Genomic DNA, 25,238 nt, shown 5'->3' on the forward strand with positions numbered 1-25,238 from the left:
GTCATGGAAAGCCCATCTGTGCTTTTCCCCGCGCAGCAAAAACCAGTCAGAAATTTATCCCACGCCAACCAGACCGGCGGCTAGAAGCGCAGCCCCAACGACAATGACGACAGTACCGAGCAGTGCGCTATTCTTTAGTGAGATAGCGTTCGCCAGCGCCAGGAATTGGTCTCGGATCGCCAATAAGCAAAAGCCCTTGATGAGCGTCCACCAAGCAATCACAGAGACGACTATGGCGAGCGGCCCGGTCCAGAGATTGTGAACAGCAACCATCGCAGCACCAAGTGCGAGTACGAATGCTCCTGTGACATAGCCAAGTGCCGTGTTGTCTCTAAATTCGTTTAACATTTTCGGGTAGCTGTCCCGGTCGGTCAACAAACCAATACCTGCCGCCACCATGTACAATCCACTGAAGGCCGCCAAAAGTTGCGTAACTGTTAGGGTCTCGATCATTCTGTTTACCTCCCATTGTCGTAATGCGCCCGCTCGAATGCTGATGCAGAGGTAGAGTGCGGTTTGAAGACCCGGCCTGCGTACTCGGGCAGCACCGGGCCTGCCAACAGCATAGGCGCCAATGGCCACTGAGGAGATAGCAACGCCTAGCTCGGCACAGCTATTAGGCTCCCGCCGGTGTCGTCGTGGATTTGATGGGGATCAAGCCAGTTGCCGATCAGGCGCCTTGTCGTTGTCAGTCATGTGGAAGCCCCCTCTGTGCCTCTTCCGCAGGCTGATAATATCAGCTTGGGATGATGCACAAATGTTGGCAGCAAACACCTGAACCTGTGATCAGCTTGGAGGTGGCAGATTTTGCGTCCAATCAGCAGGAAGCCAATCAATCGGGGCTGGCAGTTCGATTATTCCAGTTAGCCGAACGATGGTCGCGCCGAGCCAATACGCTACGAGAAGTGAAACGAGAACCAAGGGGATGCCGATTGCAAATGCGGTCACCTTCCCGACCAAATCACCAAACTCATCAATCGTCATAACGAAATCTCCCCAAAGAACCGGAACAAGGTCTTGGGCGCTGGCATCTGCTCGACCCGCCAGGGTACTAGGAAACGCCTTGATTTATGAGGAGTCTCACATCTACGAGAAAATTTGGAGCACCTCGCTTTCGGTTAGCACGGGGGTGATGTAGTTGAAATTCAGGTCTGTCCAATGCTTCTGGATTTCACCAAGCGAGGGCGCATCTTCTGCTTCTACTACGCACCAGCATTGCAGCAGGGTTGCGGAGTACCAGAGGCTCACAAGTTTGACGTTCTCGGGAAGGCCCGGTCCCGATGCCTTGAGCCTCGCGACGTTCTCGTCGCGCTTCGCAGGATCAATCTCACAATAAATCAGAAATTTCATGTGTTTGGTCTCCTGAACGTCGTGATGTTATGTGGAACCCCCTCTGGGCTTCCCCCGCGCAGGCGTAGTTTAGCTGACGGTATCGCTCACGAAAAAGACCCGGCCTGCGTACTCATGCTGCACCGACGTTGCTGCTGGAACGGGCGTCGTCGGCGCTCATCAGACACGTACAGCCTCCGAGGCCAGTCTAGTTAACCCACCTTGATATTGGGCAAGAGGGCTTTGCGGAAGCGATCATAGTTTTCGATGTGCTTTTTCGTCAGTCTGCCTCGAGCTTCATGTCCTTCTCGTGATCACCTTGGGCAATTCCGTCATAAATATTTCGAGCCTTGTCCGCAGCAACCGCGTCGTCCCAAACCCTCTTGAGATATTCCGACACAATGTCGGGGAAAAAGAACTATCGACGGCTCCATGCGGCAATAAGACTAGGAAGTCCATTATCTAGATCAGGCCGTCCGCGCCTATCTCAATCCGTGAGGAACTTTTCGGCATCCTTGTAGACAGAGAACCGCTCGTCAAAAGTCACCGCTTTCTTAGCCCTTAACGCGGCTTGGTGGCTTCCGCTCGCAATGATGAGCGCTCCAACTGCGACACCAAGCGCGACGACATTGATCCACTCCCACTCCTTGGTGGATGTCAAGATGTCGTTGATGGATATGAGTATGTCCTGTTCCATGCGTCCCTCGTCGTCGGCGTCCCCATTGAGTAAACTGCGACACTTAGAGACCCTGTCTCTCCAGTCCGGGGCACGGCGCCCTCATGGGTGAGCGTTGTCTGTCCTAGTGTCCCGGTGAAGGTTGGCAGCAAGCGCCGTGAATGCTGCGGTCTTGGTGACAATGCTCATTGGTAATCTCCTCATCGAAAATGTTGGGCGGCGATACGCTGTTGTTCGTCGATGAGTGAAAGCTAGTCGAGGGCCCGCGCTGTCTCGACAGGGTGGATACCCTAATCGCTGGCTGGCGTAGCTTTTGAGGAGAGAAGGCCCGGCCTGCATGGCCATTCAAGCCAGCCCTCCCGACAGCATCGGCGTCGATGGCCACTGCGGAAGGAGCAACGCCTAGCGCGGCACTGCCATTAAGCTGTTGAAGGACATGCCGTGGCTTTGATGCGGATCAATGGGGTTTGGCAAAGGGAAAGCCACGGCGCGGGGTCACCGGGGCTTAGAGAGTACAACGCTAAGGCCACTTCGTTGGGAGGACACGGAGGTAATTTCAACGTGTCGTTAAGGTTATGCGGGCTCCAGGCGTTTGGATCAGTTCGCGGCCTAGAAAAGAAAAACCCCCGGCCAGGGAGGCAAGACCGGGGGCTCTATTCCTCAGAGATACGAAATTGGGTCGCTTAGCGATCCATCGTCGTCTGGTAGGGGTTCGGGAAACCATCGGCCAGAACAGGTGCGCCAGTGGCTGCGAGGATCGTCAGAGCAAGAAGTGTCGCTTTCATCGTGTGTCTCCTAATCAGTGCCCCGTTTGCGGTATTGCCTTCGGGCTTGTCATGATCAGAAGTTAGAAACTGGCAGCGCGTATTACCAATAACGCTGCGTCAGAACGACGTGCTCGAAACCTCTCGCTGGTTCACGGTCCTGTGTGGAGCAGTTGAGCGCCTTGTCATCGACTGCATTGGAAAGCCGCACTGTGCTTTCCCCCGTGTAAACGAGGATACCACCAACAGCATCAAGTAGATGGTTGCAACGCGTCATCGCCATCCGAAGACCGCACCGAGCAAGGCCAAGATGGCGAGCATAAGAATGACGAGCGTCACATAGAAGGCCACCTCAGCTCGGGCCTCGGCCTTCTCCTCGCGTGCCTTTGCTACGATTTCCTTCTCCCGAAGCCATGTCAGAGCCTCGGCCCATTGCTCGGGCACCCCATAGGCAACGGGGCGCTTGTGGACAGCTCGCGCGCGAACTGCCTCGATGCCCTCTCGCTCGAAGCCTGCCCGCCACTTGTTTTTCAAAGCTTCACGCTCTTGGTCGTTGGTCATGGCTTGGGCGTTCGGTTCTCCGCAGGAAAAACAGCTTCGTTGAGTATAGCTCGGTTCGCTTCTGCTCCTCAGGCGCTCGTTGGCAGCTTACACTTGAGTGGATCGGAAGTCGCCTGCACTGCGGCTTCAAGGATCGCCTCGTCATCATTGGCCGCTGAGTTCAGACGAGGCAGGCTCTGTTCGGGTTTAGGGCGGCAGAGTGCTTTACTTCAACTAGACTGGGTCGGGTTGAAAAGCTCTTTTCACGGCTCCGAATGTGGCCGCTAGGCACCGCGCAAGGCGGGCTGTTTCAACAATGGACGTGATTGAAGAACAAGGAAGACTGTCATGATGAGGCGCGTTTTGTTGGGGTCAACTATTTGCTTCATGCTTGCAGGATCAAACGCCGCGCAAGCCACAGACAAACCCAATATTCTGCTGATCATGGCCGATGACGTCGGCATAACAAATGTAAGTGCCTATGGCGAAGGGCTTGTCGGCTACAATACGCCCAATATTGATCGTATTGCGGACGAGGGCACGCGCTTCATCGACTACTACGCGGAGCAGAACTGCACCGCCGGCCGCGCCGCTTTCATTACAGGTCAGTCTCCGTTGCGAACCGGTCTTACGAAGGTTGGCTTACCTGGCGCCAAATTGGGCTTACAAAAACAGGATCCCACACTCGCGAGTTTGCTGAAGCCACTCGGCTATGCAACCGGTCAATTTGGCAAGAACCATCTCGGCGACCGCAATGAGTACCTGCCGACGGTTCATGGTTTCGACGAGTTCTACGGGAACCTCTACCATCTGAACGCCGAAGAGGAACCGGAAGAGGAAACTTACCCCAAGGACCCGGCGTTCCGTGCTGAGTTCGGCCCACGTGGCGTTCTAGATTGCAAAGCGACAGACACAGAGAGTCCGGTTAACGATCCGCGCTTCGGCCCCATGGGCAAGCAGGAATGCACGGACACGGGGCCTCTCACGCGGAAGCGAATGCAAACCCCTGATGACGAATTTACGGAACGCACAATTGATTTTATCAAGCGAAATCACAAGGCAGGCAAGCCATGGATGGCATGGTTTTCTCCGTCAGGAATGCATCTCTGGACGCATCTAAAGCCGGAGAGCAAGGGCAAGACGGGGAAAGGACTGTATGCCGATGGTATGGTCGAGCATGTCGGCCAACTGCTGAGCGTTCTCGACGAACTCGGAATCGCAGACAACACTATTGTTGTCTACACGTGCGACAATGGCCCCCACTACAATGCCTGGCCTGATGGCGGATCACGCCGTTTCGGGGCGAGAAGAACACAAATTGGAAGGGCGGCTATCGTGTTCCGGGTATTGTAAGGTGGCCTGGCAAAATCAAAGAAGGAGCAGTGACGACCGACATTGTGTCCCATCTGGATTGGGTGCCAACGGTCATGGCCGCTGTTGGCGAGCCGGATATCAAACAGAAGCTTAAGAGCGGCTACGAGGTCGGCGACAAAACCTACAAGGTGCATCTCGATGGCTACAACCTTCTCCCGTTCTTAGCTGGCAACGCGGATAAATCACCCCGCCAAGAGTTCTTCTATTGGAATGATGCTGGCCAGCTGGTTGGACTCCGCCGGAACGATTGGAAGATGGTTTTCATGGAGCAGCGGGCCCGGTCCTGGGACGTTTGGTCGGAACCGTTCGTGTCGCTGCGGCTGCCGAAGGTCTTCAACCTTCGCATGGACCCGTTCGAGCGCGCGGATACTGACGCCAATGCCTACAATAATTGGTGGATCCGTCACCCATTTACGCTCGTCCCATCGCAGACGATTGTCGCAGAGTTCCTGGAGACGTTTAAGGAATACCCGCCCCGACAGAAACCGGCAAAGTTCAACGTCGACGATGTAATCGCCAAGATGTCGGCCGCAACCAACAACTAAAACTGCGAAATGCGGCTGGCCGTTGGCGGCCAGCCGTCTGACTGGCCCACTGCGTCGCCGTGAGACCTTTGGAGAACCAATCTCATATTTTTGTGCCGCGAATAGTGCTGGAACCGGCGCGACCAATTGCGGAGAATGAGCCGCTTAGGACCTTCCGATTTCTACAGCGTTGGCTGCATTGATGGAGTTGAGATGGCGAACGACAACACCACCGAAGTTGACCTGCTAGCAGACGAAGAGAAGCAGCGTGTCATTGCCGATCTTCCGTACCGCGCTGCACTCGTCAACCGACCAGATACGCTGCTCATCACACCTGAAGGTATATGCTCGACCGGCTGTGAAATTCCACGCACTGCCATCATCTTGGCATTTGACGGCTCAGGCCCTGAGCAGTTCGACCAGGACGCTCTGCAACAACTATTCACCCATTGCGCGTCGGTGATGCTCACAACCGTCGCTCAGGCCGAGGCATATGCGCGGGCGGTCTCATTGGCCGAAGACAAGCGGAGCTCTGTCATTATAGAGGCTGATCCGGCAAGCGAGTTGGCGTGGCACTCAGCCATCAAGCGTATCGAATCTGACCTGCCGGTCCAACTCTACCCTGTGGCGTTTGCCTATCGACCCGGCCTAATCACAAGCCCGTTCCATACGGTGTTTCGCGTCGGAGAGCGGCGGGCGCACATGCAGCTATCAGCGATCCTGCTTGAGCCTGATCTGCCTAAGGCATTTACGGAAGCCGAGGAAGAGGAGCTACGGCGCGGTATCGAGCTGTTCCAAGAAGAGTTGAACGAGCGGTCTACGAATAGCCCAGGGCATTGACATCCGCTTTCTGGCTAAGAGCGGTCGTCCCCAAAACGCGTTCTGATGTCCGCTACTGACGCAAAGCCGACACGGCCCCAAACAGCGCGGGTTGAGCCTTAGCACTCTTCCGCAAAACCATAAAGTTTGCAGAACCTGGAATACTCGAAGCGTATTGCATCAAATCTCGCCTTGGCGTCGTTGTCGTCTGTCATTGGGAAGCCCCTCATGTGCTTCCCCCGTGCTGGCGCAGTTTAGCGGGCGGCATGGCTCACGAAAAAGACCCGGCCTGCGTGGTCATGCAGAACCGGGCCTGGGGAAGACACTTGGCGGATAACCGACCGCTACAACCGCCCTCTATTGCACCGGCGTGCGATCCTTTTGGCCTGCGCTGTGTTTTTATAGAGGCCCATCATGCTGAACCGTTGGGTTGGGGTCGCAGGTAGCTGCCTCATAAGCATGCACTTGCCGGTTCTCATATCCTTCATGACGTACATCTGCTCGGCAGAGGCAGGAACAGTGAATGTTACCGCTAACCCCGCAGCAAGAAGACAGATAGCAATATAGTGTTTCATCAGACATTCTCCTTTTTTTCAATTTGCGACAAAGTGTACACCGCTTTGACCATGCACTTTGCAATCCTCTGTGCTTGCCCCCGCACAGGCTGAGTGTAGCAGTGCGCGATCATGTGCCAACGTGCAAACGAATGAAGCGGCATTCCTGGCTTCGTTACAGAAGTGACAATGCCAAGTCGGTAAGGTCTACCACCACGACTGCGGCGCAGATCAGGACAACCCCCAGCACAAGCGCAAGGACTATGGCAACAGCCTTCCAAGGTGTGCGTGACCGCGTCGAGCCGCAAGCTATCTCATCGGCCTTATCGTCGTCTGTCATGGGAAGCCCCTCATGTGCTTGCCCCGCGCAGGCCGAGTGTAGCAGGCTGCTCCTTATGAAGAAGGCCCGGCCTGCATCTGTCTGCAAACCGGGCCTCGTGCCTTCGGGCGCAATCACCGTTTAGCGATACCGGTCGCAGATGCGCGTGGCAGCCCGCTTTCCATAACGCGCATAGCACTTCTTGAGCGCGTAATGGGACTTCCACTGCCGTTCGGCGTCGCGTGCGATGGAGGTGAGGCCGTTCGTTACGCCGCGGATCACGAGTTCTTCGGGGCTAACGAGGCCACCGGCGGTTGCCGGGTTGGCCATCAGGAGCGGTACGGTCAGTGATGCGGCGATTGCTGCGAGGACTGCTGTCTTGGTGAAAATGTTCATCGGATGTCTCCTCATCGAAGGTGTTGGGTGGCGATGCGCTGTTGTTCGTCGATGAGTGAGAGGTAGTCCGAGGCCCGCGCCGTCTCGATAGGGTAGATCCCTTACACGGCGGTGGCAGTTGCTAGGTATGATCTGGCAAAGGGAAAGCCCCGGCGCGGGGGGGGGCCGGGGCTTAGGAGAGTACAACGCCAAGGCCATTGCGTGGGGGGGTGCAGGGGGCAGCCTTAACGTGTCGTCAAGGATACGCGGGCTCATGGCGTTTGGATCACCGACCAATGAGAAGGCCCGGCCTGCATGGCCATTCAAGCCGGACCTGCCGACAGCATAGGCGTCGGTAGCGCTATGGGCGGGGAACAACGCCTAGCGCGGCACTGCCATTAAGCTGCTGAAGGACGTGCCGTGGCTTTGATCGGGATCAATGGCATTAGGCAAAGGAAAAGCCCCGGCCAGGGAGGGAACACCAGGGCTCTGCTGCTAGGTAGATCGCCTAGCGATCCATCGTCGTCTGGTAGGGGTTCGGGAAACCGTCGGCCAGAACAGGTGCGCCAGAGGCTGCGAGAAGTGCAAGTGCGAGCATGGTGGCTTTCATTTATCGGGATTGTCATGATTAGAAGGTAGAAACTGGCAGCGTGTATTACCAATCACGCTGTGTCAGAACGACGTGCTCTGAACCTCTCGCTCGTTCACGGCAGGGTGTGGGGCAGTCGAGCTTCTCTACGAGCAGGTCTTCCTACTGCTCACGCGCTCGTCGGCAGTTTCCACTTGAGTGGATCGGACGTCGCTTGAACTGCGGGCTCCAGAATGGCCGCATCATCATTCGCGGGTGAGTTCACACGCCGCGAGATTGGCCACATCTTCATCGGCTCGGACGGATACGAGATAAGCAGATCGTGCGGGTCCGGCTCAGGCCCGAGCCAGCGGTAATACGTGCTCGGCTCAAGGATCGCGGGCATCCGATGGTGGATTTTATCGAGCAGCTTATTCGCGGGCAGCGTGATGATCGCGAAGGTCCTGATCCACTCTTCGGTCTCAGGGTCTTTCCAGTTGTCCCAGATGCCTGCGAGCCCGAAGGGTGAGCCATCCTTCATGGCGATGGCGTAGGGCTGCTTCGCCTTCACGTCTTTGATCGCATGCCACTCAAAGAAGCCATCAACGGGAATGATGCCGCGGTGTTTGGCATAGGCCGTCCGAAACATCGGAAGCTTGGCCACGGTCTCGGCCTTCGCGTTGATGGGCTTGCGGCCACCCTTCGCATCCTTCATCCAGCAGGGAATGAGGCCCCACCGCATGAGTTCGAGAGCGGGCTTGCCCGTCTCTTTATCCTCCGCGATGACAAGCAGGTTCTGGCTAGGCGCTGCGTTGTAGCGGGACCGGAAGGTGCTCAAGCGGTCTTCGCTTGCCTCAAGCCCATCGACGATGGAAAGCCTCAAGGGGCTCGAACTCTGGATAACGCGACCGCACATGATCAGACGATAGAGCAACAAGCATGACCGGAAAACGATGATGCGGCCCGTCTCGATAACGAAGCAGCGTCGTGCTTTGTCCAAGCGGTCAACATAAGGTCAACACTCCGCCGCTGCCGAGAGCCTGTCGCGACGCTTGCGTCATAACTATATGTTTTTGATGATAAAAATGGTGGGCGGCACTGGGATCGAACCAGTGACCCCTACGATGTCAACGTAGTGCTCTACCGCTGAGCTAGCCGCCCGGTCTGCTTGGCAAGGCGCTTTCTATATGGGCGGCGGCGCCAGAAGGCAAGCCGCGGATTTTGGCGCCTTTGGCTAAGCGGCCAGCATCCGCTCCACCTGGTCCACCAAATCGCGCAAGTGGAAAGGCTTCGACAGGATTTTGGCGTCTTTGGGCGCGTTGTTGTCCGGATTGAGGGCCACGGCCGCGAATCCGGTAATGAACATGATCTTCAGATCCGGATCGAGTTCGGCGGCCTTCCGCGCAAGTTCGATACCGTCCATCTCGGGCATGACGATATCGGTCAGAAGCAGCATGAAGGGCTCTTCCTGGAGCCGCTCATAGGCCTCCATGCCATTGCCGAACGACACCACATCGTACCCGGCCTTCTCCAGCGCCTTGACCAGGAACCGGCGCATATCGTCATCGTCTTCTGCAAGAAGAATACGTTGAACGCTGCGCACCCGCGGATCATTCGCCTCCATAGCCCTCGTCCCCCTTCACACTCGCCCCGTAGGACCCACATCCCTTGGGCCTACACGAATTATGTAAACGACCGCTTGCCCGATTTCGAAAGGTTCGGAACGGACTCCCTGTGGTAACGACCAAATCATTGCCGCTATTTGGCCCCGGCACAAGCCGGAACACGCCTGGACAGGCACAGCTCTCGTTGGCAGAGTTAACCTGGCGCGGAGGCCCTTGGCCGGCCGCCGGCGCCGAAACGCAAGAAAATAAAGGTTTGGCGAATGAGCCGCAAAGAGGCCGAAGCGATCGAACGGGAACTTTCACCGCCTTACACAGTGGCACGCCCCAAAAAACTCGGTCTCCCTCTAGTGTTCAACTCGCCCCACTCCGGCCGCGTCTATCCCAGGTCGTTCCTAGCCTCCTCGAAGCTCGACCCGCTGACTTTGCGCCGGTCCGAGGACGCCTATGTGGATGAGCTTTTCAGCTTTGCGGCCGCGCTCGGGGCCCCGCTGCTCCACGCCCATTTCCCGCGGGCCTATCTCGACGTGAACCGCGAGCCCTACGAGCTGGACCCGACCCTGTTCCGCGACGGACTGCCTCATTATGCCAACACCCAGTCGGTCCGCGTGGTCGGGGGCCTTGGAACCATTGCCCGGATTGTCTCAGAATCCGACGAAATCTACAGAGAACCCCTCTCGGTCGCAGCCGCGCTGGAAAGGATCCACCGCCTATACTTGCCCTATCACGAGACCCTTTCGGGGCTTCTGCTCGAGGCCAAACGGGAGTTCGGCTTCGCGGTGCTGATCGATTGCCATTCCATGCCCTCAAGCCCGCAGACGGACAAACGCTCGAGCCGGGCGGACTTTGTTCTCGGCGACCGTTTCGGAACCTCGTGCAGCAGCGAGCTCACCCGTATCGCTGCCCGGTCGTTGGATAGCTTGGGCTTTTGCGTCGCGCTCAACAAACCGTATGCGGGCGGCTACATCACCGAACATTACGGCCGGCCCCACAAGGCCCAGCATGTTCTGCAGATTGAAATCAATCGGGCGCTTTACATGGACGAGGCGACGTTCGAACGAACGGCTCGGTTCGAAGAGCTGCGGGACAAGCTGCAAACCTTGATCCGCGGCCTCCTGCCCGGCTTTCCGGGTCTCGTCGTCCCGCGCGCAGCGGCCGAATAAACCCTTTGCCAAAAAAAAGGGCCGTCCGAGTGAACGAACGGCCCAAGTCTAGGGAGGAAACGCCCAAGGAGGGCAGCGGTATGGCCTGGAGAGCTATACCGCATTGCAACAATGTGTCATTGCAACGCACAAAAATCAAGGTGTGCACGGAAATTTGCGACAGTACTGAAACAGTGATGCCGCGAGGTCACGCCGATGGGTGGAAATCCGGCATACCCGCTGCCGCCGTCCGCCCGTAAGACTTTTCTCTAAGTCTTATCCCTAAAGCCTCGGGGAGCCTTGACACACAATGGTAAAGACCGCCAAGCCTTGGGCCGTGACCAAAACAGTTCAACTCGATTTCCAGGGCTATATAACGACAGCGCATGCGCTCGCTGAGAGGGCTGGCGCGGTCATATTGCCACATTTTCGCACCGAATTGGCCGTCGATGACAAGGGTGGCGCCGAGTTCGACCCGGTCACCGTGGCCGACCGGAACGCGGAATCTGCCATTCGCGCCATCCTGTCGGAGACCTATCCCGAACACGGCATTGTCGGCGAGGAATTCGGGGACGAGCGCCCGGACGCCGACTACTGTTGGATTATCGATCCGATCGACGGCACACGCGGCTTTATCATGGGCCAGCCCCTTTGGGGCACGCTCATCGGTTTAACTGCGCATGGCGCGCCGCTGCTGGGGATGATGAACCAGCCCTATACCGGTGAACGGTTCTGGAGCAGCGAAACGGAGAGCTTCTTCGCTCGAGGTGCGGGTCAGGGCGGCGAGAGGCAAACGATCCGGGTGAGACCATGCCCCGCGCTCGACTGCGCCATCTTGGCGAGCACCGCGCCGGAGCTATTCGATGCTTTTGAGCTTGCCCGCTTCGAAACTTTGACGCATGCGGTGCGTCTGCGCCGCTTCGGCGGCGACTGCTACAATTACTGTCTTCTCGCGATGGGGCAGATCGACCTCGTCGTCGAGGCCGGACTAAAACCGTTCGACATCATGCCGCTCGTGCCGATCGTCGAGCGCGCGGGCGGTGTCGTGACGACCTGGGAGGGTGGCGATCCCAACAAGGGCGGGCGCATCGTGGCGGCCGGCGATCCCGCACTGCACGCGGCAGCCCTGAAGATCTTATCCGCCTAGGCGGTTTTGCGCATCGCCACGCCCGGCGCGAACGCATCGAAGGCCGCCCAGAACTGCTCGCGGATCGCATCCCGTTCTTGAAGGATTTCATGGCGGGCACCGCGCAGCACGATCTGCGTGCCGGCTCGCAACCGCGACGACAAGGCCTCGATCGCCTTGTTTGAGACGATCCGGTCGTCACCGGCGACGACCAGCAACGAAGGTACACGGATTTTCGGCGCGTATTTCTCGCTATCGAGGCGCCCCATCGCGTCGAACGCGGCGCTGAGCCAACCGACGGTCGGCGGTCCGGCCGCGAGGCCCGGCGCCGAATCGAGCACCTCGACATTGCGATAGAACCGCTCCCGATCCGAGGTCAGGGGATTTCCCTCAAAGACGTCGCTCGTCCAGACGAACGGATCGCCGGGCACGGCCTGCTTGCCAAGCCCCAAAAGCGACAGCCCCTTCGCCAGCCCTCCGCAAACCTCCGGGGGGAACGGAAGTCTGGCAAGTTCGACCATGGGTGCCGTCGTAATCAGGCGATTGAACCAGCACCCGCGCTTGGTCGCCGCATTGTAGAGGATTGGAGCCGACATCGAGTGCGCCAGCGCGTAGTAGGGCATCGGACAGTCGGGCAGCACGACACCCTTCATGAACTGATGGATGTCCTCCTCATAGTCGATGAAGCTGCGCACGTGCCCGCGAGAGGACCCGCGGACTAGCTGGGTCGACCCGCCCTGCCCGCGCCAGTCGAGAATGGCAACGGCAAACCCCCGGCGGCGGAGTTCGCCGATTACCTCGAAGTATTTCTCGATGTACTCGTTCCGGCCGGGAAAGATACAGACCGTGCCGCGCCTCTCACGCAAGGCGGATTGCCAGCTCGCATAGCGGATCTTGATACCCTTCCGCACATCGAGATAGCCCGCGGACGCGCCGAGCGGGACGGGATTTTTGGGTGTCGCAACGAGTGTCATCGTGATTGGAAAGCCTCGAAATCCCGCTGAGCGGGACGATTGGTTCGCCGGCTCATTCTTACAGCCGCCGGGGCGCCCGCGACAACATACCTTGGGCCTGCCCGGCCACGCGCGCCATCCGGCCCGGATGCCGGTGTCCTGAAATTTCTGTTTATATTCAGACTTCTATCCCTCTTGAAGCGCCCCAATGGCGACCCTATATCCGGGTTGCGCAAAGGCCATTTGGCTTTGCGTTTCAGTGCCCGGCTCCGCACCTGGAGCGGGCTCCGCACCATATCGCTTCATAAGGAGGATGTGACATGAGGCAATTCGATCTGACCCCGCTTTATCGCTCGACTGTCGGTTTCGACCGGATCGGTTCGCTGCTCGATACGCTGAATAGCTTCGAGGGCGACGCTCCGGCCTACCCGCCCTACAACATCGAACGGGTGAGCGAGAACGACTACCGCATCAGCATGGCTGTCGCCGGCTTCAGCGAAGGCGATCTCGACATCGAGGTGAAGGAGCATACCTTGTCCATTAGTGGCGAGAAGCACGTTGAGCAGGAGAACTCGACCTATCTGCATCGCGGCATTGCCGGCCGCAGCTTCGAGCGGCGTTTCCAACTGGCCGACCATGTTGTGGTGAAAGGCGCGAGTCTGGAAAATGGCCTGCTCCATGTCGACCTCGCGCGCGAGCTGCCTGAGGCCATGAAGCCGCGCACCATCGAAATCACGGCCAAGGCCGGCGAGGCTCAGACTGACGAGACCAAGGTGATCGACACCCACGCGGCCTAAGCACGCGCCCGGCCGATGTGGCTCGGGAAGTCGAAAGGACACAGACAGAAGGGCGTTCCCCGTGCGAGGAGCGCCCTTCCCTGACCGCAGGCGGTGGCACCTGCTGTGACCGTGATGGCGTAGGATTCTAGCGCAAAACGTATCCTAAATAAAAAACAACTTATAGTGGATTAACGGTCCCCTCGATGGCGCCGCTTCGCATCAGACCCGCAAGATTGGCCGCAAGGTCGAAGCCTGGCTCGCTCTCCAAGACCGCCGCCGCGGCAACCGGCAGGTTTTTCCCCTCCATCAGCTCTTGGACGAAAGCTGCTCCGCCGCGCGGCAGGCGGCGAACTGTCACCTGAAGCGCGGGACGAAGCACCAGGGCGTCCTCGCCGTCCGCTTGGAGCCGCCCCGGTTCATCTTTGCCATCGCGCAATGCGAGCTCCCAGATTGTGACAACCGGATAAGGGGATCGGATGACGCTAAGCGAGGGATGAAGCCTAAGGGCGATGTCGTCGGCGCGCGCGACAAGTGCCGCCAGCGCGTCCTGAGACAACGGCTCGGCATCGGCAGCATGATAGGCCGTGTGCCAGGCCCATTCGAGCCGAGCCACATCTGCGAGATAGGGGACAGGGAATGCGGGCGGGAACGCGCCCATGAAATCGGAAAAATCAGCGCCATAGAGCAAAAGAACCGCCGAGCTTGGCGGGGACTTCTCCACATACTCCCTTGCCATGGCGCGGAAGAACTCCTCTCCCACAAGCTTGGCCGTCGCCGGGAACCGACCCGCAAGCGCGTTGATGAGGCCAGCATAGACATTGTTGCGATAGACCGCGAAGCGCCGGTTGGCACTGGCGTCGTTGCGGCCCATCAAAACCGCAGGAACTCCGGCTGCCGCATCGAGCACCGCCCGGGCGAAAGTGGCTTCGCGCTGGACGGCGTCGGTGCTCATAGCGCGGTTACGCGCTCTGGCGCGGTGGCGGCGCGAACAGGGGTGCTCGCCACGAGCACGCGATCGGCCCGTTGCGCCTCCGCCAAAAGCAAAGGCCACGCCGGGACGTCGTTATCCCATTCGATCAGGGTCGGCATCGGCCCGGTGTGCGCAAGCCCGCGCTCATACAGCGTCCAGACAGGGTCGGCGACTTCACGCCCATGATCGTCGATAAGCAGGAGCGATCCGTCTTCGTCCGTATCTTGAGCATGTCCGCCGAGGTGAATCTCGCCCACATGCTCCATCGGGAACGCATCGAGATAAGCGTCGGCGTCGAACCCGTGATTGGCTGCCTGCACGAAGACATTGTTCACGTCGAGCAACAGACCGCAGCCCGTCCGCCGTGCTATCTCGCGCAAGAAGTCAACCTCGGCCATCGTCGTCTCGATATAGGACAGATAGGTCGAAGGGTTCTCCAGAAGCAATTGCCGCTGCATTGCATCCTGCACCTCATTGATGTGATCGCAGACGCGGGCAAGCGTTTCCTCCGTATACGGCAGAGGCAAAAGGTCGTTGAGGTAGACCGTGTCGTGGCTGGACCAAGCCAAATGCTCCGAAAACAAGGCGGGCTGATAACGGTCCGCAAGCGCACGCAGGCGCGCAAGATGCTCGGTATCGAGTGGGCTTGCGCCGCCGATGGATAGACCCACGCCATGCAGCGAGATTGGGTAGCGCTCGCGGATCGCCGTCAAATAGGCATGAGGTGGGCCACCCGCACCCATATAGTTCTCAGCGTGGATTTCGAACCAGCCGATATCCGGCGCGCTATCGAGAATGTCGCGGTAGTGCTCGGGCTTCAGCCCGACCCCGCTCTTACACGGAATCGGGCTTGTCCCGAATGTCGCCGAATGCGCCATCGCCGTTACGCAGGCGGATTGTCGCGATCGAGCGCCGTAAGGCTGCCTTTGCGATCTCCGGGCAGTTCCATGGTCGTGCAACTACCCTTGGGCACGAGCTTCCAGGCATTGCCCTGGTAGTCGATCTTGGACGTGCCAGCGCAGGTCGTGCCAGGGCCGGCGGCGCAGTCGTTCTCGGCAGCCTTGGCGACGCCATAGCACTTCTCCTGCTCGTCTGCGGCGGCGGCGGGGACGGCTGATGCTGCCAGGCCAAGCGCGGCAGCAAAGGCGCTCGCCACAGCTACGCCGGAGATGTCTTTGGATTGAATGGTCATTTCGAGTCCTTCTTAAGAGCTTCAGTTGGTCTTGCGGAGGTGACGGCCGACCGAAGAATCTTCAGTCCACCGACTGTCGCAGTTGCACCCTAAGTGGGCCGCGAATCTCCACTCCCGTCAAATCACGCCTCCGCCAGATTGGCGTGATCCGGTAGCCGGTTGCAGGGCTCGCTCCGTGGCCTGTAATCATCGACGGGTTCTGCGTATCGCGCCGATATCGCATCGTGAATCTTGCGCTTGTGTGCCCCGCGGAAATCTGGCATTTTGGGTCTAAATAGGACAGGCTTGCTGACCTTTGTACTAGAGTCTGCGGCGCAGAGCTTTCACACCGCCTCACAAGGGGCGAACAGTTGCCTCGAAACGCCGCCCTCGCTAGCGCAGAGGAGCGCTAACCGCCTCTCAATCGTTGCTTAGGGCTCGATCTTCACTACTGCCCACACGGTCACATTGGTGAGGTAGACGGCTACTAGCCCAACCCCAAATGCTCGCCCACAAAGGCGAGGCCGAGTATTCATGCAGAAGATGGCACCCCGTGCGCTCATACCTGGACCTTTCAACGCGGCTCCGAACGGCCTGCCGCGCGCCCAAGGACTCTACGACCCGGCCAACGAACACGATGCGTGCGGCGTCGGGTTCATTGCGGACCTAAAGGGCAATAAGAGCCACACGATCATCGAGCAAGGCCTCGAGATTCTTGTGAACCTGACCCATCGCGGGGCTGCAGGCGCCGACCCGCGCGACGGCGATGGCGCAGGCATGCTGGTTCAGATCCCGCATGAGTTCTTCGAAGAGGTTTGCGCGCCGCTCGGGTTCACTATGGCCGAGCCGGGGGAGTACGCAGTCGGTCAAATCTTCATGCCGTCCAATCAGGCTCAGCGAATCTATTGCGAATCCGCGATCGAGCGCGTGATCGAATCGGAAGGTCTGACCCTGCTCGGCTGGCGCACCGTGCCGACGGACAACGCAACCCTGTCGCCGGAGGTCATCGAGACCGAGCCGGTTCACCGGCAGATTTTCATCGGACGCGGCTCCGGCATAACCAACGAGTCGGAGTTCGAGCGCCGACTCCTCGTGCTGCGCAAGGTGATCTCCAACACGATCAATGGCGAGACAGGCGGGCGCGATATCGGCTTCTACATCGTGTCCATGTCGTGCCGCACTGTGGTCTACAAAGGAATGTTCCTCGCCTACCAGCTTGGAGCCTACTATCAGGACCTGCACCATCCGAAATTCATTTCGGCGTTGGCGCTGGTTCACCAGAGATTTTCGACCAACACCTTCCCATCCTGGAAGCTGTCGCACCCCTTCCGCATGGTCGCCCATAATGGTGAGATCAATACGCTGCGGGGCAACGTGAATTGGATGGCCGCGCGCCAGGCGAGCGTGTCTTCGCCACTATTCGGCGATGAGATCGAGAAGCTGTGGCCGATCTCCTATGAAGGCCAATCCGACACGGCTTGCTTCGACAACGCACTCGAATTCCTGGTCCAGGGCGGCTACAGCCTCGCCCATGCCGCGATGATGCTGATCCCCGAGGCCTGGGCCGGCAACCCGCTGATGGATGCCAAGCGCCGCGCTTTCTACGAGTATCACGCCTGCCTGATGGAGCCTTGGGACGGCCCGGCCGCCATGGCCTTCACCGACGGACGGCAAATCGGCGCCACGCTGGACCGGAACGGTCTGCGGCCCGCCCGCTATTTCGTGACCGACGACGGCCTCGTCGTCATGTCCTCGGAGGCGGGCGTTCTGCCCTTCCCGGAAGACAAGATCGTCGAGAAGTGGCGCCTCCAGCCCGGCAAGATGCTGCTCATCGATCTCGAAAAAGGCTGCATCGTCTCGGACGAGGAAATCAAGGCGGAGCTCACCGACTCGCATCCCTACCAGGCTTGGCTCGACCGGACTCAGATCCACGTGCATGAGTTGCCGGGCGCGGCGGTGCCACCTGCGCGCCCGAATGTCAGCCTGCTGGATCGCCAGCAAGCCTTCGGCTATTCGCAAGAGAGCCTGAAATTCCTGATGCTTCCCATGGCCCAGACCGGCCAGGAAGCGATCGGCTCCATGGGAACTGACACGCCCATTTCGGCCCTTTCGGATCGCCCGAAGCTGCTGCACACCTATTTCAAGCAGAACTTTGCACAAGTGACGAACCCGCCGATCGACCCGATCCGCGAAGAGCTCGTCATGTCGCTGGTGACGTTTATCGGTCCACGCCCCAACCTGCTCAATCTCGAGGGCACCTCGAAGGAGAAGCGCCTGGAAGCCGCGCATCCGATTCTCACGAACGAGAATCTGGAGCGCATCCGGGCCATTGGCGCGGTTGCCGACAATCAGTTCCTGACGGTGACGCTCGACATGACCTATCCCGCCAAGTATGGCGAAAAGGGCATGGCCGGCGCGCTGGACGAGCTGTGTCAGAAGGCGGAGGCCGCCGTTCTGGAAGGCGACAACATCATCATCCTGTCGGATCGCGCCACGGACAGCGACCGCATTCCGCTCCCCTCGCTGCTGGCGACGAGCGCGGTGCATCATCATCTGATCCGCTGCGGCTTGCGCACGTCGGTCGGGCTCGTCGTCGAGACCGGCGAGGCCTTCGAGGTGAACCAGTACTGCACCCTGGCCGGCTACGGCGCCGAGGCGATCAACCCGTATCTGGCGTTCGAAACCATCGAAACGCTGCTGCCTGAGTTGGACGACGAGCCAACCCTCGACGAGGCGGTCACGCGCTACATGAAGGCGGTCGACAAGGGCATGCTGAAAGTTATGTCCAAGATGGGCATCTCGACCTACCAATCCTATTGCGGCGCGCAGATCTTCGACGCGGTTGGACTCAAGTCCGACTTCGTAGCCAAGTACTTCACGGGCACCAACAGCCAGATCGAAGGCGTCGGCCTCGCGGAAATCGCGAAGGAGACCGTCGACCGGCACAAGGCTGCCTTCAGCAATGCGCCTATCTTGAAGAATGCGCTCGACGTGGGCGGGGAATACGCCTTCCGGATTCGCGGCGAGGCCCATTCCTGGCGGCCTCAGGTCGTGGCCGATCTTCAGCATGCGGTGCGCGGCAGCCTGCCTGAGAAATATCGCGCCTATGCCGACGCGGTGAATCAGCAGGACAAAGAGCTTCTCACCTTGCGCGGAATGTTCCGCATCAAGAACGCCGAGGAGCTCGGGCAGAAGGCGATCCCGCTTGACGAAGTCGAGCCCGCCGCCAAGATCGTGAAGCGCTTCGCCACTGGCGCCATGTCATTCGGCTCGATCAGCCGCGAGGCGCATACGACGCTCGCGATTGCCATGAACCGGATCGGCGGCAAGTCCAACACGGGTGAGGGCGGCGAGGAAGTGGATCGCTTCACGCCGCTACCCAACGGCGATTCCATGCGCTCGGCGATCAAACAGGTGGCCTCGGGCCGTTTCGGCGTGACCACCGAGTACCTGTCCAACGCTGACATGATCCAAATCAAGATGGCGCAGGGCGCAAAGCCCGGCGAAGGCGGACAGCTGCCCGGCCACAAAGTCGATGCGACCATCGCCAAGGTGCGCCACTCCACGCCCGGCGTTGGCCTCATCTCACCGCCGCCGCACCACGACATCTATTCGATCGAAGACCTGAAGCAGCTCATCTACGACCTCAAGAACGTCAACCCGGCGAGCGCCGTGTCGGTGAAGTTGGTCTCAGAGGTCGGCGTGGGCACGGTCGCCGCGGGCGTCGCGAAGGCCATGGCCGACCATGTGACGATTTCGGGATTCGAAGGCGGCACGGGCGCCTCGCCCCTGACCTCGATCAAGCATGCAGGATCTCCTTGGGAGATCGGGCTTGCCGAGACCCAACAAACGCTGGTTCTGAACCGCCTGCGCGGCCGTATCGCTGTCCAGGTGGACGGGGGTCTGCGTACCGGACGCGACGTGATTGTGGGCGCGCTTCTGGGCGCCGACGAATTCGGCTTCTCGACCGCACCATTGATCGCGGCCGGCTGCATCATGATGCGCAAATGTCATCTGAATACATGCCCGGTCGGGATCGCGACCCAGGATCCGGTCCTGCGTGCGCGCTTCACCGGCGCCCCCGAGCACGTCATCAACTTCTTCTTCTACGTTGCCGAAGAAGTGCGCGAATACATGGCCGCACTCGGCTTCCGGTCGTTCAAGGAGATGATCGGCCGCACGGAGGTTTTGGATAAGGAAAGCGCGATCGACCATTGGAAGGCGCGCGGGCTCGATTTCACCAAGCTGTTCCACAAGCTGGAAAACGCATTGGATCATCCGATCAGCAATACCGAGCGCCAGGACCATGGCCTGGAGACCGTGCTGGACCAAAGGCTGATCGAACTGTGCCGCCCCGCGATCGAAGAGAGGACGCCCGTCAAGCTAGACCTTCCCATCAAGAATGTAGACCGGTCGACAGGTGCGATGCTCTCAGGCGTGATCGCCAAGCGCTATGGCCATGCAGGGCTTTTGGACGACACGATCTGGATTCGCTTCAACGGCTCGGCCGGACAGAGCTTCGGGGCCTGGCTCGTGCACGGCGTGACGGTCGAACTTGTCGGCGAAGGCAACGACTATGTGGGCAAGGGACTCTCTGGTGGCCGCATCATCGTCCGGCCACCAGAGAACTCGGGGATCGTTCCAGAAAAGTCGATCATTGTCGGCAACACGGTTATGTACGGGGCCATTGCCGGCGAATGCTATTTCCGCGGCTTCGGCGGCGAGCGTTTCGGCGTCCGCAATTCCGGCGCGACGGCCGTAGTTGAAGGCACGGGTGATCACGGCTGCGAATACATGACCGGGGGGGTGGTCGTGGTGATCGGTCCGACGGGCCGCAACTTCGCAGCCGGCATGTCAGGCGGCGTCGCCTATGTGCTCGACGAGTCCGGCGATTTCGAGCAGCGCTGCAACATGGCCATGGTAGAGCTCGAGCCGATGCCGTGCGAGGACGAAGCCATGGAGAAGGATCAGCATCAGGGCGGTGACCTTGAGACTCACGGCCTCGTCGACCTGACCGACATGACGCGTCACGATGCCTTGCGCCTGCGCAAGTTGATCGAGAACCATCTGCACTATACTGACTCGTCGCGGGCGCGCGATATCCTGGACAATTGGTCCACCTACTTGCCGAAGTTCGTCAAGGTTATGCCGGTGGAGTATCGACGCGCGCTGCAGGAAATGGCGCGCCAGCAGGCCACCGACCCGGACGGGCTCGATGAAATCGAGATCGGCTTGCGCGGGAACGGCAAATAAGCGGCACGGCTGAGATTTGAGAGCCGGGCTTCGGTAAGGCCGAAGCGCTGGCAGGGTTGAGATGAGTAGGGCGGAGATCCTAATCGAATGGGCAAAGTTACAGGATTTCTGGAGATCGAGCGGGAAGAGTCGGGCTATCAGCCCGCCGCCGACCGTGTGCGCCACTTCAAGGAATTCGTCATCGCTTTGAGCGATGCGGACATCACCAAGCAGGCCGCGCGCTGCATGGATTGCGGCATTCCATATTGTCATACCGGCTGCCCCGTCAACAATCAGATCCCGGACTGGAACGACCTCGTTTATCACGCCGACTGGCAGGACGCGGCGTTAAACTTGCATTCGACGAACAACTTCCCCGAAGTGACGGGGCGCATCTGCCCGGCACCTTGCGAGGCGGCTTGCACACTGAACATAATCGACGAGCCGGTAACGATTAAGTCCATCGAGCGCGCCATCGCGGACCGTGCTTTCGACGAAGGCTGGATCGTGCCGCAGCCGCCCGAGACGAAGACCGGCAAGCGTGTCGCCATCGTGGGATCGGGGCCTGCGGGGCTCGCAGCTGCGCAGCAGCTTGCGCGCACAGGCCACGACGTGCATGTCTTCGAGAAGCACGTATATCCCGGCGGACTGCTCCGCTACGGCATTCCCGACTTCAAGATGGAGAAGTCGGTCATCGAACGCCGCGTCGAGCAGATGGAAGCCGAAGGCGTTACCTTCCATTGCAATGTTGAAGTCGGAAAAGATCTCGATACCCGCGACCTGGAGCGTAATCACGACGCCGTGCTGCTAGCGGGCGGGTCGGAGCACCCGCGCGATCTCGCCGTGCCCGGACGCGAACTCGATGGCGTTCACTTCGCCATGACTTTCCTGCCGCAGCAGAACCGCCGCGTGTCGGGCGAGCCGCTCGGCGACGTGGATCCCATCAGCGCCAAGGGCAAGCGCGTGGTGGTAATCGGCGGTGGCGACACAGGCTCGGATTGCATCGGCACATCATTCCGTCAGGGCGCGACCACCGTGACGCAGCTCGAAATTATGCCGGAACCGCCCGAGCAGGAAAACAAAGCGATGACCTGGCCGCACTGGCCGCTCAAGTTCCGCACCTCGTCGAGCCAAGCCGAAGGCGCTGCCCGCGATTTCAGCGTGGCGACGAGCCGGTTCCTTGGCGAAGGCAAGGTCGAGAAGCTGGAATGCGTGCGCCTCGACGAGCAGATGAAGCCGATCGAAGGCTCAGAATTCACGATCCCCGCGGATCTTGTATTCCTGGCCATGGGTTTCGTGCACCCGGTCGAGGAAGGCATGATCGCGGATCTCGACGTCGATCTCGACCAGCGCGGCAACGTCAAGGCCAACGACGTCGACTACCAGACCTCGCATGGCAAAGTCTTCGTAGCGGGCGATATGCGCCGCGGCCAATCGCTCGTGGTCTGGGCTATTCGCGAAGGCCGGCAAGCCGCCCACGCGATCGACAAGTTCCTGATGGGATCGACACTGCTGCCGCGCTAGGCCGCGCCGTGCTTCGCTGCGGGATCATCTCGCCTAGCTGGGCGGCCAGCCGAAATCGTCGGCGCGCCCGGACTTCGGCTCCAACTGCTCGCCGCGCACGAGAACCCGGTAATAGGGCCGTTGCGCGAGCGGCAACTGCGGCCGTGACGAGGACAACGTGACATCGGAAACTGCGGAGATTGACGAGATCGCGGTATAGCCGCCCGGCAAGTCCGACGTGATCACCCGCGGATCACGCGCGCCGACGCCCGCAGCATCTGCCGACGGATCGGCAAGTGGCGCGGCCACGTCCCGGTTCGGCCGGAAGACACTGACATCCCCGACCTGGTCCTCTCTTAAGACGTTCTCCTCGCCGCCATCCGCAGCCTCGCCGGCCGCGCGCCTGGCTGCCGGCTCTGGCGCAGACGTCAGTCCCGTGGCCACCTTGGCCTGTTCCTCGGGATCGCCGGCGAGCGGGATGTCGCGTTCCTTTTTCGCAAGGTCGATATCCTTGCCAAGCTCCTTGTTCACGATCTTGGCAAGTTTCAGATTGCCGCGTGAGGTAAAGCCGTCGCCGTCGCGTAGGCGCTGGGTCCGCCCCTGCTCGTCGGTGCCGACGAGGGTGTACTGACCGTTCTCGTCGGCGAACTCAGCCCACGTGTCGACGAATTTGGCGCCGTTCACGAACGCTTTCTCGCGAAACACATCATTGAGCCGTTCGGCCGCGGCCCGCTTTCCCGCCGAACGCATGACCGGCAGGCCGACCCAGTAGACGCCGAGCCCCGTACCCCGCAATTTAGCGATGAACGTCTCAACGCGTTCGCCATAGGCCTCGCGCCATTCCTCGGTCCCCACCTTGAGCAGCTTGCCGCCTTTGCGGATCGGCTTGTTCTCGCCTAGCCCGAACTGAACGACCGCGGCATGGTAATTGCCGTCCTTCATGATCTGATCGATCTGGGTATTCCAGTCGAAGCGCTTCGGATCGGTAAAGCCGGTCCACTTCTTGGACTGCTGAAGGACGTCCACGGAAGGGTTGTCTTCGAAGGTACGATAGAGCCCATTCCAAAGCCCCTCTCCCAGCCCGTCGCCGAGGACCACCACACGGTAGCGGTCGCCATTGGGAAAGGGTGTGATGTAGCTGCGATGGGCGAGCGCGTCTTGCGCTGCCACTGGCTGGGGCGTGACGGGTAAGAGATACGCTGCGAGCGTCAGCGCGATCAGGCCAATCAAACGAGGCATAGGGGTGCGCGAGTTCCTAGAGGGAGACATCAAGATCCCACTATAACACTAATTCGCCGGAGGCGGCGCGTCGGCGGCGCTTCGCGGATGGGTCGCGATGCCGCCCGTGTGCCACGAGTCCCAGGGCAGCGTCTGAAGCGGATGCGCCTGTTGCGGATAGACCGGAGGCGCGACGCCCTGCGACAGTGGCTGCGCCGGTGCAAGAAGCTGTGGCGCGGCTTGTGGCATAGGGGCTTGAGGCGCAAGCGCCTGCGGCACGGCGGCCTGCGCCGGCACAGCCGGAGCTGGGACAGCCTGGGCCGGAACAGCTTGGGCTGGCACGGCTTGTGGCGCCGGAATCGATGCCGTCGACTGAGGCACCATGGCCGGCGCAGCCGGGGCCTCGGCCCGCAGCTTCGTCAAAATCGTCTGCGTCGGATAACCATCGACCTGCAGCTTCTTCGCGCGCTGATAGGAGCGCACACCTTCGAGCGTACCGCTGCCGATAATGCCGTCCACGTCGCCTTCCAGATGCCCAAGCGCAATCAGATGGCGCTGCAGCTCCATGCGCTGCTCCATGGAAAGACGCCGTTCGCTTGTCGGCCAAGCCTGGACGAAGGGACTGCGGCCAGCCAGCCGGTCGGCCAGATGACCCACGGCAAGCGCATAGGAGTCCGCCTGATTGTAGCGCAGGAGCGAGCGGAAATTGTTCACGACCAGGAAGGACGGCCCTTTGCGTCCGTCCGGCGACAGGAGCTGTGCCTTGTCGCTCGGGCGGGGAAAAGGCTGTCCGTCGACGCGCTTGACGCCGGCCTTCTGCCAACTCGCAAGCGTCCGGGAAGTCCCGCGCTTGTAACGCTTGGCCGTGTAACTCTTAGGCAGTTTCACCTCGTAACCCCAGGTCTGCCCGGTCTTCCAGCGAGACTTTTTCAAATACGCGGCTGTCGACCCAAGGGCATCGGGGATCGTGTCCCAAATATCGCGGCGCCCGTCGCCATCGAAATCAACCGCATAAGCGGAATAGGTAGTGGGAATAAACTGGGTATGCCCCATAGCGCCGGCCCACGAACCGTTGAAATGCTCAGGGTCCGTATCTCCGCGCTGAAGAATCTTCAGTGCTGAAACGATCTGCCCACGGGCGAATTTTGACTTGACCCCCGAACACGCCAGAGTCATCAGCGACTGGATGACGTGCTTATCACCCTTGTTGGTGCCGTAGTTCGATTCCACGCCCCAGATCGCGAGGACAATGTGCTTGTCAACGCCATATTTGGCTTCGACCGCATCGAGAAGCGCCCCATACTCGACGAGCTTCTGCTGGCCCATCGTCAGCCGCTTCGGCGAGATGGCCCGCTCCACATACTCACCCATGGGCTTCTTGTATTCGGGCTGGTACTTGGCGGACTCGATCACCTCGCTGTCGCGGATGATGCCTGCGGTGGCCTGCTCGAAGGTCTCCCGGCTGACGCCACCGCGCTTAGCGGCCGGCCAGAAGCTCTTCACGCAGGTCTGAAACCGGTCCGCATGAGCGGTAGTCGGCACAGCTACTGCGGAGAAACACACCAAACAGGCCGACAACGCGGCCGAAATCAGAGCCTTAGGGAAATTCATGGGTCGCATTTCGGAAACCTAGCAATTGGAGCGGGCAAAACCGTGGCAGACCCGCCGTTACGCATTTGC

The 25,238-nt window shown here is 60.0% G+C and carries 21 protein-coding genes, 1 tRNA gene and 1 pseudogene; 7 read left to right on the top strand and 16 right to left on the bottom strand.

Annotation, left to right across the window (positions count from 1 at the left end):
- Positions 1 to 54: 54 nt before the first annotated feature.
- The 5 genes from WBQ77_RS02530 to WBQ77_RS02550 all read right to left on the bottom strand — a co-directional run bounded on the left by WBQ77_RS02530 (position 55) and on the right by WBQ77_RS02550 (position 3,330).
- Positions 55 to 453 carry a hypothetical protein gene (locus WBQ77_RS02530; RefSeq protein WP_424044257.1) on the bottom strand — a complete coding sequence of 133 codons (399 nt, stop codon included), beginning with the start codon at positions 451 to 453 and terminating at the stop codon, positions 55 to 57.
- Between the two features lie 333 nt (positions 454 to 786).
- Positions 787 to 984, bottom strand: coding sequence for a hypothetical protein (locus WBQ77_RS02535; protein WP_424058781.1), 198 nt, complete (start codon positions 982 to 984; stop codon positions 787 to 789).
- A gap of 102 nt (positions 985 to 1,086) precedes the next feature.
- A complete protein-coding gene (locus WBQ77_RS02540) occupies positions 1,087 to 1,350 on the bottom strand; it encodes a DUF3303 domain-containing protein (RefSeq protein WP_424044259.1) in 264 nt (87 codons plus the stop codon).
- 466 nt (positions 1,351 to 1,816) lie between these two features.
- Positions 1,817 to 2,026 (bottom strand): hypothetical protein, encoded by a 210-nt coding sequence (locus WBQ77_RS02545; RefSeq protein ID WP_424044261.1) that lies wholly within the window; start codon positions 2,024 to 2,026, stop codon positions 1,817 to 1,819.
- Between the two features lie 1,016 nt (positions 2,027 to 3,042).
- A complete protein-coding gene (locus WBQ77_RS02550) occupies positions 3,043 to 3,330 on the bottom strand; it encodes a hypothetical protein (RefSeq protein WP_424042358.1) in 288 nt (95 codons plus the stop codon).
- Positions 3,331 to 3,657: 327 nt separating this feature from the next.
- On the opposite strand from WBQ77_RS02550, the pseudogene WBQ77_RS02555 reads away from it, so the two are divergent.
- A pseudogene (locus tag WBQ77_RS02555) lies at positions 3,658 to 5,228 on the top strand (arylsulfatase).
- Between the two features lie 192 nt (positions 5,229 to 5,420).
- Positions 5,421 to 6,047 carry a hypothetical protein gene (locus tag WBQ77_RS02560; RefSeq protein WP_424058783.1) on the top strand — a complete coding sequence of 209 codons (627 nt, stop codon included), beginning with the start codon at positions 5,421 to 5,423 and terminating at the stop codon, positions 6,045 to 6,047.
- Between the two features lie 708 nt (positions 6,048 to 6,755).
- On the opposite strand, the gene WBQ77_RS02565 is transcribed toward WBQ77_RS02560, so the two are convergent.
- From WBQ77_RS02565 to cpdR, 5 genes are all read right to left on the bottom strand, one after another.
- Entirely contained in the window at positions 6,756 to 6,920 is a 165-nt protein-coding gene (locus WBQ77_RS02565) for a hypothetical protein (protein ID WP_424042356.1), read from the bottom strand.
- Between the two features lie 120 nt (positions 6,921 to 7,040).
- The gene (locus tag WBQ77_RS02570; RefSeq protein WP_424042354.1) at positions 7,041 to 7,295 is read right to left on the bottom strand and encodes a hypothetical protein; all 255 of its coding nucleotides are present in this window, start codon (positions 7,293 to 7,295) and stop codon (positions 7,041 to 7,043) included.
- 737 nt (positions 7,296 to 8,032) lie between these two features.
- Positions 8,033 to 8,842 (bottom strand): SOS response-associated peptidase, encoded by an 810-nt coding sequence (locus WBQ77_RS02575; RefSeq protein WP_424044079.1) that lies wholly within the window; start codon positions 8,840 to 8,842, stop codon positions 8,033 to 8,035.
- Positions 8,843 to 8,928: 86 nt separating this feature from the next.
- Positions 8,929 to 9,003 (bottom strand) — tRNA-Val (locus tag WBQ77_RS02580).
- 73 nt (positions 9,004 to 9,076) lie between these two features.
- Positions 9,077 to 9,466 (bottom strand): cell cycle two-component system response regulator CpdR, encoded by a 390-nt coding sequence (gene cpdR, locus WBQ77_RS02585; protein WP_045368735.1) that lies wholly within the window; start codon positions 9,464 to 9,466, stop codon positions 9,077 to 9,079.
- Positions 9,467 to 9,727: 261 nt separating this feature from the next.
- Here cpdR and WBQ77_RS02590 point away from each other — a divergent pair, with 261 nt between their 5' ends.
- Positions 9,728 to 10,627 carry an N-formylglutamate amidohydrolase gene (locus tag WBQ77_RS02590; RefSeq protein ID WP_424058786.1) on the top strand — a complete coding sequence of 300 codons (900 nt, stop codon included), beginning with the start codon at positions 9,728 to 9,730 and terminating at the stop codon, positions 10,625 to 10,627.
- Between the two features lie 289 nt (positions 10,628 to 10,916).
- Positions 10,917 to 11,753, top strand: a complete 837-nt coding sequence (hisN, locus tag WBQ77_RS02595) for a histidinol-phosphatase (protein WP_424058788.1) — start codon at positions 10,917 to 10,919, stop codon at positions 11,751 to 11,753.
- Here hisN and WBQ77_RS02600 read toward each other — a convergent pair.
- A complete protein-coding gene (locus WBQ77_RS02600) occupies positions 11,750 to 12,706 on the bottom strand; it encodes an alpha/beta fold hydrolase (RefSeq protein WP_424044084.1) in 957 nt (318 codons plus the stop codon). The two genes, hisN and WBQ77_RS02600, sit on opposite strands and share 4 nt — an antisense overlap.
- A 299-nt stretch (positions 12,707 to 13,005) precedes the next feature.
- Here WBQ77_RS02600 and WBQ77_RS02605 point away from each other — a divergent pair, with 299 nt between their 5' ends.
- Positions 13,006 to 13,482, top strand: a complete 477-nt coding sequence (locus WBQ77_RS02605) for an Hsp20 family protein (RefSeq protein ID WP_424044085.1) — start codon at positions 13,006 to 13,008, stop codon at positions 13,480 to 13,482.
- Between the two features lie 160 nt (positions 13,483 to 13,642).
- On the opposite strand, the gene WBQ77_RS02610 is transcribed toward WBQ77_RS02605, so the two are convergent.
- The 3 genes from WBQ77_RS02610 to WBQ77_RS02620 are packed head-to-tail and all read right to left on the bottom strand — an operon-like array spanning position 13,643 to position 15,626.
- Positions 13,643 to 14,416 carry a DNA-binding domain-containing protein gene (locus WBQ77_RS02610; RefSeq protein WP_424058790.1) on the bottom strand — a complete coding sequence of 258 codons (774 nt, stop codon included), beginning with the start codon at positions 14,414 to 14,416 and terminating at the stop codon, positions 13,643 to 13,645.
- The gene (locus WBQ77_RS02615) at positions 14,413 to 15,312 is read right to left on the bottom strand and encodes a DUF692 domain-containing protein (protein ID WP_424044089.1); all 900 of its coding nucleotides are present in this window, start codon (positions 15,310 to 15,312) and stop codon (positions 14,413 to 14,415) included. The genes WBQ77_RS02610 and WBQ77_RS02615 overlap by 4 nt, the downstream gene beginning before the upstream one ends.
- A gap of 5 nt (positions 15,313 to 15,317) precedes the next feature.
- A complete protein-coding gene (locus tag WBQ77_RS02620) occupies positions 15,318 to 15,626 on the bottom strand; it encodes a DUF2282 domain-containing protein (RefSeq protein ID WP_424044091.1) in 309 nt (102 codons plus the stop codon).
- 522 nt (positions 15,627 to 16,148) lie between these two features.
- Here WBQ77_RS02620 and gltB point away from each other — a divergent pair.
- The gene (gene gltB / locus WBQ77_RS02625; protein WP_424058813.1) at positions 16,149 to 20,858 is read left to right on the top strand and encodes a glutamate synthase large subunit; all 4,710 of its coding nucleotides are present in this window, start codon (positions 16,149 to 16,151) and stop codon (positions 20,856 to 20,858) included.
- A gap of 87 nt (positions 20,859 to 20,945) precedes the next feature.
- Positions 20,946 to 22,361 (top strand): glutamate synthase subunit beta, encoded by a 1,416-nt coding sequence (locus WBQ77_RS02630; protein ID WP_424058792.1) that lies wholly within the window; start codon positions 20,946 to 20,948, stop codon positions 22,359 to 22,361.
- A gap of 33 nt (positions 22,362 to 22,394) precedes the next feature.
- Here the strand turns inward: WBQ77_RS02630 and WBQ77_RS02635 are convergent, their stop codons facing one another.
- Together WBQ77_RS02635 and WBQ77_RS02640 are read right to left on the bottom strand one after the other, a co-directional pair.
- Positions 22,395 to 23,579 carry a hypothetical protein gene (locus WBQ77_RS02635; protein WP_424044095.1) on the bottom strand — a complete coding sequence of 395 codons (1,185 nt, stop codon included), beginning with the start codon at positions 23,577 to 23,579 and terminating at the stop codon, positions 22,395 to 22,397.
- 48 nt (positions 23,580 to 23,627) lie between these two features.
- Positions 23,628 to 25,169 carry a lytic murein transglycosylase gene (locus WBQ77_RS02640; RefSeq protein WP_424058794.1) on the bottom strand — a complete coding sequence of 514 codons (1,542 nt, stop codon included), beginning with the start codon at positions 25,167 to 25,169 and terminating at the stop codon, positions 23,628 to 23,630.
- Positions 25,170 to 25,238: the final 69 nt, after the last annotated feature.

This window comes from Methyloceanibacter sp., from assembly GCF_049590335.1.
GTDB lineage: Bacteria > Pseudomonadota > Alphaproteobacteria > Rhizobiales > Methyloligellaceae > Methyloceanibacter.